The organism is Kitasatospora sp. NPDC030952 (assembly GCF_055571335.1).
Map to the genome: position 1 here is coordinate 234192 of NZ_JBVIFM010000006.1, position 17468 is coordinate 251659.

Consider the following 17468-nt stretch of genomic DNA (forward strand, 5'->3'; position numbering starts at 1 on the left):
GGCTCGGGAGATTGCTCGGGAGCCCGTTCGGCGATTCGTTGGGAACCGTACTCCTGTGGATTGCGAAATGGGACGGGCACGACGCGTCACGTCAAATCGACACCGGGTGACCATTAGGCCACTGAGCTGCAACATTCTGTTGAAAAGGGCGCCCGGGCAGATCGTTGGACAGGGCAATTCTTTGCGAAGTTTTACTCGCCCCGGACAAGCGCCGGAATATGACCATGTCAAGCAATCCTCGACAAATTCCATTCATCCCGGCAATACGGACACGCAAAGCTGGGGGAAAGCTGCGGGAAAGCTGTGAAGAACGGGGTCGATGTGACGGAAGTGTGCACGGATCGGGTGCGGACGCACACGGATCCGCCGGCGGGCTCCACGCCCCGGCGTCAGCCGGCCACCGGCACCGCACCGTCGAGGTGCCGGCGCAGGAAGCCCTCCGAGGCCGCCACCTCGAACTCCGGCACCGCGAGGTGACCCCCGGGGTTGGCGTGCAGCGACCGCTCCCCCGAGCCCAGCGCGCCGTACAAGGCCAACGCGCCCTCGCGCGGCTGGAGTTCGTCGTCCCACTGGAGGACGAACTCCACCGGCACCGTCACCCGCCCGGCCGGCTCCACCAGCGAGGCGTGGCCCGCCAGCCCGAACACCGCGGCCACGATGCGCGGTTCGACCGCCGCGAGCGGGATGCCGATCGCCGTCCCGAGCGACAACCCCCAGTAGCCCACCGGCCCGAGCCGCTCCGCGGCCATACCCTCAAGCGCGTCCAGCACCGCCCGCCACTCCGGTACGGCCCGCTCCGCGAGCGCCGCCGTGTGCCGGGCCACCCAGGCGCTGATCGGCCGCCCGGCCGCCAGCAACTGCCCGACCTCGGTGGCGAACCGCTCGTCCTGCGCGGTGCGCGCCCGCTCGCCGTGCCCGGGGGCGTCGATCGCCACCGCCGCCCACCCGTACCGCGCCGCACACCGCCGGGCCCGCTCCCGCGGCCCCAGCTTGTCCTGCCCGCCGCCGTGCCCCAGCAGCACCAGCGGCCGGCCGCCGAGGCCCGGCCCGTCCGGCTGCCAGAGCAGACCGGGAACGCCGTCGAGGACGAAGCGGCGTTCCACGACGCCGTCCGAGCTGGTCTCCGAGGTGAAGTGCACCCACCCATGATGGCGCCCGACACACGTTCGAGTCCGGCCTTTCCGTCCCGTGGCCGATAGTCGCCGGGGGGGTGGCACGGGCGCCGCCCACCACCGGCGGGCGGCGCACCCCGGCAGCGGGCGACGGGCGACGGGCGACGGGCGACGGGCGACGGGCGGCGCACCCCGGCAGCGGGCGGCGGGCAGCGGGCGGCGCGGCCGGCTAGGCCGCCTCGCGCAGGAAGTCCAGCAGGAGGGCCGTCACCTCGGCCGGGCGCTCCAGGTTCGGCAGGTGGCCGGCCCACGGCAGCGCCAGGTGGCGGGCGTCGGGGAGGACGTCCGGGAGGGCGGCGGCGATCTGCTGGAAGTCCGGGAGGTCATGGGCGCCGGAGACCGCGAGGGTGGGGGCGGTGACCCGGGTGAGGTCGACCTCCTCCTGCCGCGGACCGCCGGTCAGTTCCAGCTGCACGTCGAAGTTGTGGCGCTGCATGCGGCGGACGAGCTCCCGGACCGGTTCGCCGGCCTCGGGGCCGAGCCAGGTGCGGACGTTGAGCTCGACGGCGCCGTCGATGTCGCCGGCCTCCAGCAGCGCGTCCTCCTCGGCGCCGAAGGCCCGCAGGGTCTCGGTGGGTTCGTGGCCGGGCCGGCCCGCGCAGAGCAGGGCCAGCGCGGTGACCGCCTGCGGGCGCAGGGCCGCCGCGGTGAGGGCGATCCGGCCGCCGTAGGAGGCACCGACCAGGGCGGTGCGTTCGACGCCGAGGTGGTCGAGCAGGGCGAGCACGTCGGCCGCGGCGCCGTACGGCTCGTCGGGGTGCGGGGTGTCGCCGTAGCCGCGGAAGTCGCAGCGGATGACGCGGTGACCGGCGTCGAGCAGGGCCTGCCACTGGTGGTCCCACATCCGTCGGTCGCACACCGAGGAGTGGAGCAGGAGAACGGCGGGTCCGGTACCGGAGTCGTCATGAGAGAGGATCATTCGGCGGATGCTAGCCATCGCCGCTGGTCGGACGCCAGTCATTTCGGGGCCGGGGGGTGTGGCGCGGCCGGTTCCCGCGCGGTCCGGACCTCTTCGGCGGCGAGTTCGACGGCGAGCGGGCGGGCGAGCGGGCGGGCGAGCGGGCGGAGAGTAAGCGCTTCCGGCCCCGGGTGGGCTCTGGGTGGGTGAGGAGGTGCTCATGGGAGAACCGAAGAGCGTGCGGGACGAGGAGTTCCAGGCGTTCATCGTGGCGGCCTGGCCACGGCTGGTGCGGACGGCGTTCCTGCTCGCCGGGGAGCAGTACGCGGCGGAGGACCTGGTGCAGTCCACGGCGGAGAAGGCGTGCGCGGCCTGGCCGAAGGTGCGCCGGGCGGACGATCCGTACGCCTATGTGCGGCGGATCCTGGTGAACCAGCACGCCCGCCGCTGGCGCCGCCGGCCGCCGGAGCTGCTGGTCGACGCGGTGCCCGACGCGGCGGGGACGGAGGACGGCTTCGCCCGTTCCGACCAGCGCGGGGCACTGCTGGCGGCGCTCGCCACACTGCCGCCGCGCCAGCGCGAGGCGGTGGTGCTGCGCTACTGGGAGGACCTCAGCGACAGCCAGACCGCGGTGGCGATGGGCTGCTCGGCGGGCGCGGTGCGCAGTCACGCGGCGAAGGGCATCGGGCGGTTGCGGCAGGTGTCGGCGCTGGTGGAACTGAAGGACAGGACTGAGATCGGAGGGGCGGTATGACCATGGGGAACGCGGAAGCGGACAAGGACACCGATCTGTGGGTCGGGCTGGGTCTGGCCGAGGCGGCGTCGACCGCGCGGATCGGCCCGGTGCCGGTGGCGGACATCATGGCGGGCGGCCGGCGGATCCGGCGCCGTCGCCGGACGGTGGTGGGCGCGCTCGCGCTGGCCTCCGCGGTGGTGCTGGCGGGCGGGGCGCTCTCCGAACTGCGCCCGGTGCCGACGGCCTCCCAGCCGCTGGTCGCGGCGGGTACCGGCCACGGCGCGGGCACCGGCGGCCCGCCGTCGGCCACCCCGGGCGCGGCGGCGACCCCGGCGGCGCGGGACCCGTTCACCCCGGTGCGGGTGGTGGTCGGGGAGGGCACCACGCCCGACGGCAAGCAGTGGAAGCTGTGGCGGGCCGTGTGGCCGACGGCGCCCAAGGACCGGGCGTTCGAGCAGGCGCTGGCGGTGTGGCAGGAGCGCAGCCCGTACGACTCGGCGCTCACCAAGCCGACCAAGGAGTTCGTCGACCAGTACTACGATCCCAAGTCCGATATCGCCAACACCTACTTCACGGTGGACGGCACTCGGCTGAGCCACGACTCCACGGGCACCACGCCCTCACCGGGCACGCTCGACCCGCGCGACGGCACGTATATCGCCGGCGGCCTGCTCGGCGCCCGGGGCAAGGGCGACACGGTGGCGCCCGGGGAGATCATCGGGCTCACCCTCGGCCCGGACATCGCCCGGGTGAAGGTGACCTGGACGGACGGCAGCACGACCGAGCCGCAGATCGTCACCGTGGCCGACTCACCGCTGCGCGAGGCCGTGGTGGCCCGCCCGGAGGGCAAGACGGCGAAGCTCTGGGAGTACTTCGACAAGGCCGGCACCAAGGTCCCCGACTCGGGTGAGCAGTTCCTGACCCGCTGATCCCGTCCGGCTCCGCCCGTGGCCTGACGCGCCGTCACCCGGCCGTGTGGTTCCGCGGCCGGGTGACGATCCAGGGGGCTCGAATGGCGGCGCGGCGCGGTTGGGGCGAGATGGGCGTACGGCCCGTCTCCGCGCCGTCAGCCCAGCAGCAGCTTCGCCGCCACCTCGGCTCCGTCGGTGCGGATCTCCCCCGCGACGGCCGCCGCCCGCGCCCCGACCTCCGGGGCCAGCGCCTGCCCGAGCGCGGCGGACAGCGTCCCGACCGTCGGGACCGGCCCGTCATGGGCGACGCCGATGCCCAACTCGCCGACCCGACCGGCCCAGTAGGGCTGGTCGACGATCTGCGGCACCACCACCTGCGGGGTGCCGGCCAGGGCGGCGGCGGTGGTGGTGCCCGCGCCGCCGTGGTGGACGACGGCGGCGACCCGGGGGAACAGCGCCTGCTGGTTGACCTCGTCGACCGCGAAGCAGTCCGCCCCACCGTCGGCCGGGGCCAGCTCCGCCCAGCCCCGGGCGAGCACGACCCGCCGCCCCCGGGCCCGGGCGGCCTCGACCACCACGCGGGCGGCGTCGGGCGCGCCGCGCAGCGGCATGCTGCCGAAGCCCACGTACACCGGGGGCTCGCCCGCGTCCAGGAAGGCCGACAGCCCGGCGGGCAGCGGGCGGTGGTCCGGCAGCAGCCAGGCACCGGTCTGCACGACCTCGCTCCCGGCGAACTGCTGCCAGGGGTCGAGGAGTTGGTCGGTCGCCAGCCAGGGCCGGGCGGTGAGGACGTGGTCGCGCACATTGTCCACGGTGGCCAGGCCGACCGAGGCCCGGTGGGCGTTGACCTGCTCGCCGAACAGCGCGTTCATGGTCCGGACGTTGTCCTGCCACAGCTCCCGGTTGCCGGTCAGCCCCGGCGCGTACGGCTGGCTGGGGTACTCGAACGGCGGGTGGTGCGGGGAGGGCAGCATGGTCGGCTGGAGGGCGACGCACGCGAAGCGGGCGCCGACCGTCTCGGCCGCGGCCTGCGCCCCCGCCACGGCCGGGAACAGCCCGGTCGCCACCACCGCACCACCCGGTTCGGCCACCGCCGCGACGGCCTCGTGGAACCGCGCGACCAGCGCGGCCACCCGCCGGGGGAAGTCCTCGGGCGCCGGCGGCGTGCCGCCCACCAGCTTCCGCACCGGATCCCCCACCGGCACCAGCTCGACCCCGGCCACGGCCAGCCGCCGCGCGAACTCCTCGTCCGGCGGGGCGCACACCCGCACCTGCGCGCCGAGTTCCCGCAGCTTCACCGCGAGACCCGCCAACGGCTGGACGTCGCCGCGCGAACCGTAGGTGGACAGCACCACTCGCATCTCGTCACTCTCCCGTTCCCCCAGGGACCGCCCTGGAGTTGGCGATTCTGCGGCACGACCGGGGCCTTGCGGCAAGGGCCCCCGTGCGCTATACGGTGGGAGTGGCGGGAAGCGCGTGCGGTCATCCGCGCAGGACTGCCATCGCCTCCCCGACCAGCTGCCGCGCCCGGCCCACCGTCGCGGTCAGCGCCTCGGGGGTCTCCCCGACCGCGCCCAGGAACCCGCGCACCCTGGCACCGAAGTCCGCTGGCACGCCGGGTAGTTGCTCCACCACGACAAGGGCCCCCTTCTCGTTGAGGCACCAGCGCCGGTCCCGCGCGTACAGCGCCTGCACCAGCACGCCCACCGCCCGGGAGAGGCAGAGCGAGACGTACAGGACATCGCCACGCGCCGCACCCTTCGCCGCGACGCCGACCAGGAACTCCGCCTCCCACGCCCCGGCCGTCAGGGCTTCGCGCAACGGCTCGGGATAGTCCGCGGTCTCGGCCCGGAGAGCGGCCAACTCCCCCGCCGGGTCGGCGATGGAGCGCCGGACGGTGTCCTCGAAGTCCTTCGCCGCGTTCCCCGGCTGGTAGCCGCTGATCAGGACGTCCATGCCGGGCAGCACGGCGGCGATGCCCGCGGGGTCCAGGACGTCGAGGGTCGACCAGGTCAAGTGCTCGCGCCGGTCGGTGAGCGCAGCAGCGGCGTCGCGGCTGAACGCCGTGACGTGGTGTCCACGCCCGAGGGCCTCGGTGACGACCCGACTGCCGATGGTGCCGGTGGCTCCGATGACGCCGATGTGCATGGTTCTCCCCCTTGGGTCATGCGTGGTCATGGCGGATGAACAGCGCGGGACCAGGACCCATTACGCTGTGCGAAAACTATACGGCGTGAAGTTTCTGAACGGCAACCAGTAAAGTGACGCTGTAGAGCAACGCGGTAGAGTGAGCCCGTGGCAGCCACCCCAAGCACCGGACGACGCGAGCGACTGCGGGCCGAGACGACCGCCGAGATCAAGCACACCGCCCTGGACCTGATGCGTTCCGGCGGCCCGGACGCGATCACCCTGCGGGCCATCGCCCGCGAGATGGGCATGACCGCCAACGCCATCTACGGCTACTTCGCCACCCGCGACTACCTGGTCACCGCCCTCATCGTCGACGTCTACACCGCGCTCGCCGATGCCGTCGACACCGCTTGGGCCGACTCGGCCCGCCGGGCCCCGGCCGCACGCATCACGGCCTGGGCGCACGCCTTCCGCGACTGGGCACTCACCAACCCCGAGGGTTTCCGACTGATCTACGGCGACCCCGTCCCCGGCTACCAGGCCCCCGAGGGCGGCCCTGCACCGGACGCCGCCCGACGGGTCTGCGTCGGCATCGCCGCGCTCGCGGACGCGGCGCACGGAGCAGCGGAACTACCGTTTGGCGAAGACCAGTTCACCTGGGACGACTTCGACCCGGGCCTGCTCGACAAGGTCCGCCCGGCCTTTCCCGACCTGCCCCCCGCCGGAGTCGCCCTGGCCCTGCGGATCTGGGGCCACCTGCACGGCCTGGTCACCCTGGAGGTCTACGGCCACCTGCGTGCCCAGACCTTCGCGCCGGACAAGCTGTTCCGCTCCGAACTCGACCAGCTGGTGCGGTCCTTGGGCATCACGGCGTAGCGGCGTAGCGGCGTAGCGGCGTAGCGGCGTGGCAGTGTGGCGGCATGGCGGCGCAACGGTCTCCGACGGTCGCTCGGGGTTGACGGTGCCGTCCGCGCCGGGGGCCGGGGGCCCTTCGGGAGGTGTCGCGTCGCTCAGCGCCGTACGGTGACGGTCGGCGCCCCCTGCTCCCCGTCCGCTGGCCCTCCCTCCGCCAGTCGGGCGGCCAGGTCCTCCGCCAGCCGTGCGGCGGGTCCGCGGCGGCGGCGGGAGAGGGCCACGCCGAGGTGGCGGCGCGGGCTGGGTTCGGCCAGTGGGAGGGCGACCAGCTGTGGGTGCGGGGCGAGGCCGATCTCGGGGATCAGGGCGATGCCGATCCCGGCGCGGACCAGGGACTGGGCGAACTCGTAGTCCGTCGCGGTGCAGGAGATCCGCAGTTCGACGCCGGCCAGGGCGGCGTACCGGGCGAGCTGGCCGGCTGACTTGCGGCAGCCCAGGATCCAGCGCTGGTCGGCGAGTTCGGCCAGGTGGGGTGCCTCGGGACGGTCCTGGTGGCGGAGTGCGGCCGGGTGGTGGACGGGCAGGACGACGCGCAGCGGGTCCTCGCCGAGGGCGGTCCAGTCCAGGCCGGAGCGGTCGCCGGGGCGGACGGGTGGCGGGCCTTCGAGGTGGTAGGCGAGGGCGAGGTCGGCGCGTCCTTCGCGGACGGCGGGCAGGCTCTCCTCGGGTTCCGCCTCCAGGATGGTCAGTTCCACCTCGGGGTGGTCGGCGGTGAAGCCGGCCAGGGCCGCGGGCAGCAGGCGTCGGCCGCCGCTGGCGAAGGTGGCGATGGTCAGGGCGGTCCGCTCGGCGGTCAGCCGGGTGATGCGCTGCTGGGTGTCGGTGAGTTCGGCGGCGATCGCGTCGGCGGCCTCGACCAGCAGTCGGCCCGCGTCGGTGAGGGTGACGCCCCGGGTGGAGCGCTCCACCACGGGCGCGCCGAGGCCGCGTTCGAGGGCGGCGACCTGCTGGGAGACGGCCGAGGGCGTGCAGTGCAACGCCTGGGCCGCCTGGTTGAAGCTGCCTCGGCGGGCGACTTCCCGCAGCACCGCGAGGCGCTGGACGTCGATCAACAGTTCTCCTAATGACGGGCCTTCGATCCCGACACTACTGCTGTTGTCCAGGGCCGGACAGGCTGATCACCGAACCGAACCGCACGGCACGGCAGGACAGGGCGGGGCGGGGCGGGGCGCAGCAAGGCGCGGCAGGGCACAGCAGGAAGGGATCGACGGCATGGACGTGTGCGTGATCGGCGGGAGCCGCCACTTCGGGAGGCGGCTGGTCGAGGAGCTCCGCGACGCGGGTGCGGCGGTGACCGTGGTCAACCGCGGTTCGGCGCCCGCCCCGCCCGGGGTGACCCACCTGCGCGCCGACCGCGACGACGAGGCCGCGCTGCACACCGCGCTCGCCGGCCGGCGCTTCGACGCCGTCGTGGACCAGGTCTGCTACACGCCCGTCCAGGCCGCCATCGCCGCCCGGGTGTTCGCCGACCGCACCCCGCGCTACCTGCTCACCTCCACCGTCGAGGTCTACGCCCACCTCGGGCGGCCCGGCGGACCGGCGCTCGCGGAGCCGGCACTGGACCTCTCCGCCGAGCGGGTTGACCTGCGACTCCCTTGGTCGGAGCCGGATTTCCTGGAGGCCCGGTACGCCGAGGGCAAGCGCCAGGCGGAGGCGCTGCTCACCCGGCAGGCAGCCTTCGACCTCGTCACCGTCCGTACCGCCCACGTCCTCGGCGGCGCGGACTTCACCGGGCGGCTGGCCCACTACGTGGAGCGGATCCACGCCGCGCTGCCGGTGGCCGTCCACCCGGCACCGCAGCCCGCGTCCTTCGTCCACGCGCCGGAGATCGCCCGCTTCCTGGCCTGGGCCGCGCTGGCGGACTTCACCGGGCCGGTCAACGCGGCCTCCGAAGGAGCCCTGGACGTACGGCAGTTGTGCGAGGCCGTCGGGCAGGTGGTCGGCGTCGAGCCGCTGTTGACGGCCGGCGGTGCAGGCGGTGCCGGCGAGCCGCTCTCGCCGTTCTCCTTCGACCGCTGCTACGCGATGGACACCGGCCGGTCGGCCCGGCAGGGCTTCCGTTTCTCTCACATCAGCGACTGGCTGCCGCAGGCCGTCAAGGAGGCGCACGCATGACCACCGTTCAGACAACTCCGGCCACCCGCAGGATCGGTGACGTCACCGTCGGCGCCATCGGTCTCGGCGCGATGCCGCTGTCCGTCGAGGGCCGGCCCGACGAGGAGCAGGGGATCGCCACGATCCACGCCGCGCTCGACGCGGGGGTGACGCTGATCGACACCGCCGACTCCTACCACTGGCACGCCGACGAAGTCGGCCACAACGAGCGGCTGATCGCCCGCGCGCTGGCTGCGTACGGCGGCTCGGCGGACGGCGGCTCGGCGGACGGCGTCCTGGTGGCGACCAAGGGCGGCCGGGGCCGCCCCGGGGACGGCAGCTGGACGGTCGACGGCGATCCGCGCCACCTGCGCCGGGCCGCCCAGGCCTCGGCCGCCCGGCTCGGCGTCGAGGCCATCGGCCTCTACCAACTGCACAAGCCCGACCCGGCCGTGCCGTTCGCGGACTCGGTCGGCGCGCTGCGCGACCTGGCCGACGCGGGCACCATCCGGCTGGTCGGCCTCTCCAACGTGGACTGTGCGCAGATCCGCACCGCCCGGGAGATCCTCGGCCCACGCCTGGTCGCCGTGCAGAACCGTTTCTCCCCGGCGCACCAGGCCACCCGCGACACCCTCGACCTGTGCACCGACCTCGACCTGGCCTTCCTCCCCTGGAGCCCGCTCGGCGGCATCTCCCGCAGCGCCGTCGACGACCCGGGCGCCGGCGGACCGGGCACGGACACCCCGTTCCACACCCTCGCCCGCTCGCGGGGCGTCAGCCCCCAACAGGTCTGCCTCGCCTGGCACCTGGCCCAGTCCCCCACCGTCCTGCCGATCCCCGGCGCCCGCCGCCCGGCGTCCATCCGCGACTCGGCCGCCGCAGCGGGGCTGGCACTCTCGGCGGCGGAACTGGCCACACTTCAGCTGTAGTGCCGCCAGACGACACCTGTAGTGCCCGGCCCTGCCCCCGTCCGTCCGCCCGTCCGCCCGTCCGCCCGGTCCGTCCGTCCATCCGTCCATCCGTCAGCGGAAACGGTGCTCACTCCGACGACAGCTGGTCGTCCCAGGTGGTGAGAACGGCGCTCAGCAGGTGCCGATGGGTCGCGATCCAGTCGGGCGGCAGGTCGATCGGCACCCGCACGGTCGTCATCGAGACGAGAGCATCCTCGACCACCACCTCGGGACAGCCACGCTCGCCGTCCAGCTGAATGAAGACGGACGGGCCACGCTGGACGTGCAACCAGGCGATGTCCTCGCCGGCCTCAAGGCGATCCAGGGCCTCGCCCCACGAAGTCAGCCGTGACCGCCACAACGAGAGCTTCACGCGTCCGGCCACGAACGGCGTGTCGACGACGATCTCGGCGGCGAGCCCTCCAGGCAATCCCGGCAAGGGGCCGAGCACCGTGATGCGAACGCTGTTGCCTTCGTCATCACGGAACAGAGCCAGATCCAACTGCTCAGCCGTCGTCAAGGCCGCCTCCTACGAAGATGGGACGATCATGGTGCACACCCGCAACTGAGGGGGTCAACGGTCCGAGGATCAGGAAGTCGGCCGGGCCGACTTCCCGGTCCGCGCCCTTGAAGCGGGCCGCAGGACGTCAGGCCTCCGTGGCGGCGCGTTCGGCCGTGCTGCGCAGGACGCAGAACTCGTTGCCCTCGGGGTCGGTGAGGACGGCCCAGCCTCCGCCGTCGGGCTGCCGGTGGTCGGCGACGAGGGTGGCGCCGAGGTCCAGGAGTCGTTCCACCTCCTGCTCGCGCGAGTCCTCCGGGCGCAGGCAGAGGTGGAGCCGGTTCTTGACCGTCTTGGGCTCGGGCACCTGGGCGAAGTAGAGGACCGGGCCGCCCTCCGCGAGTGCCACCGCGACCTCCTCGTCCCCCGGCTTGTCGTCCGGGCCCAGCGGACGGCCGGTCACCCTGCTCCAGAACTGCGCCAGCTCATAGGCGTTCGCACAGTCGATCGCCACGTTCTGCACCACCGAGACCATGCGCCCGAGCCTCCCCGATCTCCACCCCGAACGCCACCCCGGCGCCCCGGCACCCCCGGTTCAGCGTCCGGGGAACCGGGAGGCGCTCTACCGGCGGACCGCCGAGATCAGTCCGCCGGGCCGCTCCTCGCGCTGCGGCGGGGTGCTGATCGGGCGGCCGTAGGCGGCACCGCACTCGCGCAGGGTGTGGCTCTCGGCCTCCCAGCCGTGCCCGGCCAGCCAGTCCACCGGGTCGTCGGGCATCTCCGAGACCCACATGGACGCCGCCGATCCCGGCACGGCGTCCGCGCCGAAGCGCTCGAGCACACCGCGCGAGCCCAGCGTCAGCCCCATCCGGCTGCCCACCGCCGACTGCGCGCCGATCCGGGCCAGCAGCAGCTCCACCGCGTCCTCGGGCAGGTAGATCAGCAGCCCTTCGGCGATCCACACGGTCGGCGCGGCCGGGTCATGCCCTGCGGCGGCCAGTGCGCCCGGCCAGTCCTCGCGCAGGTCCACCGGGACGGTGATCCGCTCGCAGCGCGCGACGGCCCGCTCCTGGCGCAGCACCGACGCCTTGAAGTCCAGTGGCGCGGCGGTGTCGACCTCGAACAGCCGGGTACCCTCGGGCCAGTCCAGCCGGAAGGCCCGGCTGTCCATGCCGGCGCCGAGCAGCACGACCTGCCGGACTCCGGACGCGGAGGCCTGCCGCACCAGGTCGTCGAGGAACTTCGTCCTGATGACGATGGAGTACGACACGGCCAGCCGCCGCCGGTGCGCGGCCTCGTCGACGGGGGGCGGCGAGCCGGGCCAGAGGCCGCCGGCGGCGGCGAAGGCCCGCGCCAGCGGATCGCGGAACAACGCGTCCGCGCGTTCGGTCTCCAGCGCCCGCACCCGGGCCACCCCCACCGCCGTGGCCCACACTCCCGACGGCCGCTCCCGCTCCTGCTCATCAGTCACCGCGCCAGCCTAGACCTCCGCCCGCCGAGGGGCCGGAGGAGGGGAGTCGGGTGCACCCGCGAACCGTCGGCCGGGCCGGTGAACTCACGCGTCGGTGCGGCCGGTCGTCCGCGCGGCCGAGTACGGTGCGGCGGGTGAAGTGCCGCCGGAGGGTGGCGGGTTCCCGATGTCGGAGGTGGGCACGGTGGCGACGTACGTACTGATCCACGGCGCGGCGGCGGACGCGTGGTACTGGGGACCGTTGGCCGCCGAGTTGCGCGACCGGGGCCACGCGGTGGTCGCGCCGGACCTGCCGTGCGACGACGAGGCGGCCGGGCTCGCCGAGTACGCGGACACCGTGGTCGAGGCGGTCGGCGACCGTGCCGAACTTATCGTCGTGGCCCACTCGTTCGGCGGATTCACCGGCCCGCTGGTGTGCGACCGGCTGCCGGTGGACCTGCTGGTCATGCTCCAGGCGCAGGTCCCGGCCCCGGGCGAGACACCGGGCCTCTGGTGGGACAACACCGGGTACGGGCCGGCACGGCAGGAAGCCGACCGGCACCGGGGCGTCCCCGAGGGCACCGAGGAGGACCCGCGCTCCTTCTTCCTCCACGACACCCCGGCGCCCCTCGCCTCCGAACTGCTGGCCGAACACCAACGCCCCCAGGCGGCAGCCCCGTTCGGCGAACCCTGGCCGCTGACCTCATGGCCGGACGTGCCGACCAGGGCCCTGCTGTCGGCCGGTGACCGGTTCTTCCCCGTGGAGTTCATGCGGCGGGTGACGGTCGAACGGCTCGGCATCCAGCCGGACGAGATGCCCGGCGACCACCTGCCGATGCTCGGCCACCCGAAGGAGCTGGCCGAGCGACTGGAGGCCTACCGCACCGCACTGTAGGGCGGGGTGGAGCGAGGAGTGGGAAGTCGGTGGGGCCGACTTCCCACTCCTCGGTGTTTCACGGGGTGGGGCTTGAAGTGGGATGCGGGGTGGGGCGGTTGGGCCTGGGAGCGGTGAGGGGATAGGCCCAGGCGAGGAGGGCGAGGAGGAGGGCGAACGGAAGGAGGGTGCAGAGCACGGCCCGCCCGTCGCTATGGCGGGGTTCAGGTGGCATCGGGGGTGGCATCGGTGAGGTCAAGCTCGGCCCAGACGGTCTTGGCGTTGGGGTGGCGGGGGATGGTGCCCCAGCGGTCGCAGAGGGCGTCGATGAGGGTGAGGCCGCGTCCGGACTGGGCGTTGGGGGTGTGGACGGTGGGGAGGACGGGGAGCCTGTCGCCCCTGGGGTCGCTGATCTCGATGCGCAGGGTGGTGCCCCGGCGCGCGGTGGTGGTGAGGGAGAGGTGCAGCTCGAACCCGCGCCCCGGAACGCGTCCGTGGCTGATCGCGTTGGCGGCCAGCTCCGCGATGACGAGGAGGGCGGAGTGGAACGGCTCGGTGTGCGTGGAGTTCAGCCCCCAGCACGTGAGTTGACGCCTGGCGATGCGTCGGCAGGTGGCGGCTCCCTTGGGGGTGGCGGGGAGCATGGTGGTGTGGGGGCGGGGTCTGTCGAGGGGGATTTCGGTCGTCATGGGTAGAAGCGTGACGGGGCGGACGTACGCTGACCATGGACCTGGCGAGCACAGAGCGTGCATGTACGGATGCGGAGGGTCGGCTTGTCAGCTGGCCCGGATCAATCGAAAGGGCGGGTGATTGCCGTGGGTGGCGTCGAGCGCACGGTCTTCGACGACGGCGAGACGGCCGAGAACTCCGACGGCGTCGCGGAGTTCTACAGCGCGGTGGGCAAGCTGATCAAGCTCTTCCGTGAGCGGGCGGGGATCACCCAGAAGCAGCTGGCCAAGATGTCCGGCTACAGCGAGGACCTGGTCGGCGCGATCGAGCGGGGCGTGCGGACCCCCAGGATCGAGTACCTGACGACGGTGGACGAACTCCTCGACGCCCGAGGCGCGTTGAAGGTTGTCGCGGACGACGTGATGAAGGCCAAGATCCGGGTCAGCGAGCGACACCCGGCGTTCTCCAAGGCTTTCACCGTCGAGGAGAACCGAGCCATCGAGATCCACGAGTACAGCACGATGGTGATCCCGGGACTACTCCAGACCGAGGCGTACATCCGCGCTTTGTACGAGATGCGTCGGCCGCTGCTGTCACCGGAGAAGATCGACGAGTGGGTGGCAGTACGGCTGGCGCGGAAGGAGATCCTGGCGCGCTGGCCCCTGCCGGTCGTCACGTGGGTGCTGGACGAGAGCGTGCTCCGTCGCCCTCTGGGCGGATGGGACGTACACAAGGAACAGCTCCAACACCTGCTCAAGGTAGGGGAGATGCGGGGTCCCGAGCTCCAGATCATGCCACTGGACCGGATGAACCACGCCGGAATGGGCGGCTCGTTCACGATCCTCACGCCGCCCAATGGAAGGCCGCAGATCGGCTACGCGGCAGCGCAGCACCTGAATCGATTGATCACGGACCCAGTGGAAGTCCGTAATATGGCCGCACGGTACAGCAGCATCCGGGCTCAGGCCCTGGGGCTGAGCGAGTCCCTGGCCCTGATCGAACAGATTCTGGGAGAGCACTAGACATGGCCGAGCTTGCGTGGTTCAAGAGCAGCTACAGCACCAACGAAGAGGCCCAGTGCGTCGAGGTCGCCGAGACCGCCGCCGCCGTCCACGTCCGTGACTCCAAGGACAAGAGCGGCCCCCAGCTGGCCTTCGAGCCGGCCGCCTGGCAGGCCTTCATCACCTTCGCCGCCACCGCCGAGGTCTGACCCGACCCACCCGCCCCCGGCTCAGGGCGCGAGCCAGCCGGCCTGAGCCGCCCGTACGCCCGCCTGGAAGCGGCTGCGGGCGTCGAGGCGTTCCATGAGGTCGGTGGCTATCCGGCGGGCGGTACGGGGCGAGACGCCCAGCCGCTTGGCGATGGCGTCGTCGGTGTGCCCCTCGGCGAGCAGCGCGATGGTCGCCTGCTCCTGGGCGGTGAGTCCGTGTTCGTCGGAGCGGGCGGCGGTGCCGAGCGGCTGCGCGCCCGCCCAGACGGTCTCGAACAGGGCGCACAACGCGGTCAGCATGCCCTCGCCGGTGAGGACGACGGCTCCGGCGGCGGTGTTGTCGCTGTGGACGGGGATGACGGCGGTGGCCCGGTCGACCACGATCATCCGGGTCGGGAGCGCGGCGACAGTACGGACCCGACCGCCGTGGGAGGCGAGCCAGGTGACGTACTCGACCGTGTGCGGGCTGTTGCGGACGCTGTCCAGGTAGACCGTCCGCATCCGGACACCGCGTCCCAGCAGGTCCAGGTCCAGCGGCTTGGCGGCTTCGATGTTCTCGGGCTTCTGCCCGCCGTCGGGCGCGAAGGTCATGACCTCCTCGCGCACCTCGCGGGTGAGGGTGGTGAGCCGGTCGCGGATCTGGTCCAGGCCGGTGAGCTGCTCGACGCCGGGGTGGTTACCGGTCGGCCGCAGGTCGGCGTACTCGGCGATGAGCTGGGCGGCCGCCGCCCGGGAGGCCTCGATGCGCAGTTGCTGCGCGGCGAGTTCCGCCTGCTGGCGGGCCATCAGGATCTCCATCCCCGCTTCGGGGGAGACGGCCCGCAACTCGCCCTCGCGGTCGGCGGACGGCCGCAGCAGCGCCAGTTCGCTGAGCGTGTCCAGTGCCTGCCTGACCTGCTGGTCGGACAGGGCCAGGCGCGTCCGAAGCGCTGCCACACCCTCCTGCGGATGGGCGAGCATCGTCCGGTAGACCGCCTCTGAGACCTGGTCCAGCCCCAGTGCCGTGAGCATCCTTACCCCCGTGATGAACCCGTGTTCGATATGCACGCGATCATTTCACATCCGCCGGGAACGCGGCCGCAGGGTTTTGTGGACGGTTCCGGTCAGGGACTGAACCGTCCCGGGTCATCCCCTTCACGGCTAATTCCCGCTTCGGCACGCTCGGTCCATGTACCTCGTCCATGTCGCCTTGCGACCCGATTCACCCGGCCGACCGCTGCCCCACGACGCCCGTGCGCTCCTACTGGCCGCCGTCCACCCGGAGGACCGGGTCGAGCACGTCGTCGTCCATCCGTACGCCACCCCGGACCCGGTTCTCGGTCTCTACCTCCTCGCCGATTCACTCACCGAGGCGGAGCGCCGGGCCTCCGCGTTCTGCCGCCGTGCCCTGGCGACCGTGCCCCCGTTCGCCGGCTGGCGGGCGATGACGGCCGCCGCCCCGCTCGTCGCGCCGTTCTACGAGCGCCTGCTGTCCGGCACCGGTCGGTCCTGGCCGGAACGGTCCTGACCGGAGTGGTCCTGGACGGAACGGTCCAGGGACGGTTCCGTCCAGCTGAGAACCCTTCCACCCGCCCTGACCAGCGACGAAGCTAGTGGTCGTCGGAAGGGGCCAGCCCCTGAAGGCCACCGGAGAAGGCGCCACCGCGGGACGCCGGTACCGGAACCGTCCACCGTTTCGTCAGACCTCCAGAGGAACCGTCATGCTTCGCACCATCGCCGCCAAGGCCGCCGCGGTCGCCGCCCTCGCCGTCGCCCTCCTGGTCCCCGCCGTCACGGCCCAGGCCGCCGACTCCTCCTCCCAGCCGGTCATCACCGCGACGGCCGACAACATGATCTGGGGCTGATTCCCCCCGGGCCGCCATGTCCCGTCGACCGGTTGCTCCTGCAGGGCAACCGTCCGGAACGCGCCCGACTCGCTCTCCCGCCGCACATCGCTCGCGGCGGCACCCACTTCCCTGCCTCGCAACACTTCTGGAGATATGTCATGTCCAAGACCACTCTTCGCCGTGCCGCCGCACTGAGCACCGCCGCCGCCTTCCTGCCCATCAGCCTCGCCCTGGGTGCCTCCCCGGCTTCCGCCAGCGTCGGGAGCTCCATCGCCGCCACCGCGCAGGCCAACCTCGGCGACCAGGCCTGCTCGACCAACAGCGCCGGTGGGAAGGGCTACTACAGCAGCTGCACCGGGGGCCCCGAGGCCTGGTGCGCAGACTTCGCCAAGTGGGTCTGGGCCCAGAACGGTGTCGACGTGACCGGCCTCACCCCGGGCGCCGGCAGCTTCGGCCGCTACAACGGCGGGCTGCACAGCACCCCGCACGTCGGCGACGCGCTCCTCTTCAACTACAACGGATACGACTACGCCGACCACGTCGCCCTGGTGACGGCCGTCGGCAACGGCACCGTCACCACCATCGGCGGCAACGAGCACGGCGTGCACGGCAACTGGGCCGCCACCTCCATCGTCCAGCAGGCCACCCACAGCTCGGCGATCGGCTACAGCTGGGGCGGCCAGCGCATCAGCGGCTACGTCTCGCCGCGCGGCGGCAACGACGCCGGCGGCAGCGACGCTCCCGCCCCGGCCCTGCCCGCGGGCAACCACGTGTACGACAACATCCGCTTCGCCAACGGCAACTGGCAGGGCGCGGCCCTCGCCGACGGCGGCGCCGACGTCTCCCAGGTCGCCACCGCCTCGCTGCCCAACGGCGACACCCACGTCCTCACCCTCGTCGGCGGCTCGGTCTACGACAACGTCCGCTTCGCCAACGGCACCTGGCAGGGCGCGGCCCTCGCCGACGGCGGCGGCCACATCGACCAGATCGCCGCGGTCGGCATGCCCAACGGCGACATGCACGTCGAAACGCTCTCCGGCGGCGTGGTCTACGACAACATCCGCTTCGCCAACGGCACCTGGCAGGGAGCCAAGGTCGCGGACGGCGGCGGGTCGGTCGGCGCGGTCTCCGTCG

The 17468-nt window shown here is 72.9% G+C and carries 21 protein-coding genes; 11 read left to right on the top strand and 10 right to left on the bottom strand.

Annotation, left to right across the window (positions count from 1 at the left end; genetic code table 11):
* Positions 1–389: 389 nt before the first annotated feature.
* On the bottom strand, positions 390–1139 hold the full coding sequence (locus tag ACZ47G_RS14640) for a dienelactone hydrolase family protein (RefSeq protein ID WP_465742455.1): 750 nt from the start codon (positions 1137–1139) through the stop codon (positions 390–392).
* A gap of 202 nt (positions 1140–1341) precedes the next feature.
* Positions 1342–2091, bottom strand: coding sequence for an alpha/beta fold hydrolase (locus ACZ47G_RS14645; RefSeq protein WP_465742456.1), 750 nt, complete (start codon positions 2089–2091; stop codon positions 1342–1344).
* A 199-nt stretch (positions 2092–2290) separates the two neighbouring features.
* Here ACZ47G_RS14645 and ACZ47G_RS14650 point away from each other — a divergent pair, with 199 nt between their 5' ends.
* A complete protein-coding gene (locus tag ACZ47G_RS14650; protein WP_465742457.1) occupies positions 2291–2824 on the top strand; it encodes a SigE family RNA polymerase sigma factor in 534 nt (177 codons plus the stop codon).
* Positions 2821–3735, top strand: coding sequence for a hypothetical protein (locus ACZ47G_RS14655; protein WP_465742459.1), 915 nt, complete (start codon positions 2821–2823; stop codon positions 3733–3735). The genes ACZ47G_RS14650 and ACZ47G_RS14655 overlap by 4 nt, the downstream gene beginning before the upstream one ends.
* A 137-nt stretch (positions 3736–3872) precedes the next feature.
* Here ACZ47G_RS14655 and ACZ47G_RS14660 read toward each other — a convergent pair whose 3' ends face one another.
* Both ACZ47G_RS14660 and ACZ47G_RS14665 read right to left on the bottom strand, forming a co-directional pair.
* Entirely contained in the window at positions 3873–5078 is a 1206-nt protein-coding gene (locus ACZ47G_RS14660) for a glycosyltransferase (RefSeq protein WP_465742461.1), read from the bottom strand.
* A 121-nt stretch (positions 5079–5199) separates the two neighbouring features.
* A complete protein-coding gene (locus ACZ47G_RS14665) occupies positions 5200–5865 on the bottom strand; it encodes an NAD(P)H-binding protein (protein ID WP_465742463.1) in 666 nt (221 codons plus the stop codon).
* A 147-nt stretch (positions 5866–6012) separates the two neighbouring features.
* Here ACZ47G_RS14665 and ACZ47G_RS14670 point away from each other — a divergent pair, with 147 nt between their 5' ends.
* Positions 6013–6723: a TetR/AcrR family transcriptional regulator gene (locus ACZ47G_RS14670; protein WP_465742465.1), complete on the top strand. Its 711-nt coding sequence runs from the start codon at positions 6013–6015 to the stop codon at positions 6721–6723.
* A gap of 134 nt (positions 6724–6857) precedes the next feature.
* Here ACZ47G_RS14670 and ACZ47G_RS14675 read toward each other — a convergent pair whose 3' ends face one another.
* Positions 6858–7814 (bottom strand): LysR family transcriptional regulator, encoded by a 957-nt coding sequence (locus ACZ47G_RS14675; RefSeq protein WP_465742467.1) that lies wholly within the window; start codon positions 7812–7814, stop codon positions 6858–6860.
* A gap of 160 nt (positions 7815–7974) precedes the next feature.
* On the opposite strand from ACZ47G_RS14675, the gene ACZ47G_RS14680 reads away from it, so the two are divergent.
* The gene (locus ACZ47G_RS14680) at positions 7975–8877 is read left to right on the top strand and encodes an NAD-dependent epimerase/dehydratase family protein (protein ID WP_465742469.1); all 903 of its coding nucleotides are present in this window, start codon (positions 7975–7977) and stop codon (positions 8875–8877) included.
* Complete coding sequence (locus ACZ47G_RS14685) at positions 8874–9785, top strand: aldo/keto reductase (protein WP_465742471.1); 912 nt, start codon at positions 8874–8876, stop codon at positions 9783–9785. The genes ACZ47G_RS14680 and ACZ47G_RS14685 overlap by 4 nt, the downstream gene beginning before the upstream one ends.
* Before the next feature lie 109 nt (positions 9786–9894).
* Here ACZ47G_RS14685 and ACZ47G_RS14690 read toward each other — a convergent pair whose 3' ends face one another.
* The 3 genes from ACZ47G_RS14690 to ACZ47G_RS14700 all read right to left on the bottom strand — a co-directional run bounded on the left by ACZ47G_RS14690 (position 9895) and on the right by ACZ47G_RS14700 (position 11740).
* Positions 9895–10326 (bottom strand): DUF5959 family protein, encoded by a 432-nt coding sequence (locus ACZ47G_RS14690; RefSeq protein ID WP_465742473.1) that lies wholly within the window; start codon positions 10324–10326, stop codon positions 9895–9897.
* 127 nt (positions 10327–10453) lie between these two features.
* Positions 10454–10840 carry a VOC family protein gene (locus ACZ47G_RS14695; protein WP_465742475.1) on the bottom strand — a complete coding sequence of 129 codons (387 nt, stop codon included), beginning with the start codon at positions 10838–10840 and terminating at the stop codon, positions 10454–10456.
* Between the two features lie 87 nt (positions 10841–10927).
* On the bottom strand, positions 10928–11740 hold the full coding sequence (locus ACZ47G_RS14700) for a class I SAM-dependent methyltransferase (RefSeq protein WP_465742653.1): 813 nt from the start codon (positions 11738–11740) through the stop codon (positions 10928–10930).
* 220 nt (positions 11741–11960) lie between these two features.
* Here ACZ47G_RS14700 and ACZ47G_RS14705 point away from each other — a divergent pair, with 220 nt between their 5' ends.
* Positions 11961–12650: an alpha/beta fold hydrolase gene (locus ACZ47G_RS14705; RefSeq protein ID WP_465742477.1), complete on the top strand. Its 690-nt coding sequence runs from the start codon at positions 11961–11963 to the stop codon at positions 12648–12650.
* Between the two features lie 203 nt (positions 12651–12853).
* Here the strand turns inward: ACZ47G_RS14705 and ACZ47G_RS14710 are convergent, their stop codons facing one another.
* Positions 12854–13318 carry an ATP-binding protein gene (locus tag ACZ47G_RS14710; RefSeq protein WP_465742479.1) on the bottom strand — a complete coding sequence of 155 codons (465 nt, stop codon included), beginning with the start codon at positions 13316–13318 and terminating at the stop codon, positions 12854–12856.
* A 126-nt stretch (positions 13319–13444) separates the two neighbouring features.
* On the opposite strand from ACZ47G_RS14710, the gene ACZ47G_RS14715 reads away from it, so the two are divergent.
* Complete coding sequence (locus tag ACZ47G_RS14715) at positions 13445–14320, top strand: helix-turn-helix domain-containing protein (protein ID WP_465742481.1); 876 nt, start codon at positions 13445–13447, stop codon at positions 14318–14320.
* 2 nt (positions 14321–14322) lie between these two features.
* Positions 14323–14508 carry a DUF397 domain-containing protein gene (locus ACZ47G_RS14720; protein ID WP_465742483.1) on the top strand — a complete coding sequence of 62 codons (186 nt, stop codon included), beginning with the start codon at positions 14323–14325 and terminating at the stop codon, positions 14506–14508.
* A 21-nt stretch (positions 14509–14529) separates the two neighbouring features.
* Here ACZ47G_RS14720 and ACZ47G_RS14725 read toward each other — a convergent pair whose 3' ends face one another.
* Positions 14530–15519: a LuxR C-terminal-related transcriptional regulator gene (locus ACZ47G_RS14725; protein ID WP_465742485.1), complete on the bottom strand. Its 990-nt coding sequence runs from the start codon at positions 15517–15519 to the stop codon at positions 14530–14532.
* Positions 15520–15676: 157 nt separating this feature from the next.
* Here ACZ47G_RS14725 and ACZ47G_RS14730 point away from each other — a divergent pair, with 157 nt between their 5' ends.
* From ACZ47G_RS14730 to ACZ47G_RS14740, 3 genes are all read left to right on the top strand, one after another.
* The gene (locus ACZ47G_RS14730) at positions 15677–16015 is read left to right on the top strand and encodes a hypothetical protein (protein ID WP_465742487.1); all 339 of its coding nucleotides are present in this window, start codon (positions 15677–15679) and stop codon (positions 16013–16015) included.
* A gap of 193 nt (positions 16016–16208) precedes the next feature.
* Complete coding sequence (locus ACZ47G_RS14735) at positions 16209–16352, top strand: hypothetical protein (protein ID WP_465742489.1); 144 nt, start codon at positions 16209–16211, stop codon at positions 16350–16352.
* A gap of 140 nt (positions 16353–16492) precedes the next feature.
* Positions 16493–17468, top strand: a 976-nt coding sequence (locus ACZ47G_RS14740) for a CHAP domain-containing protein (RefSeq protein WP_465742491.1), incomplete at its 3' end; no start/stop codon positions are given.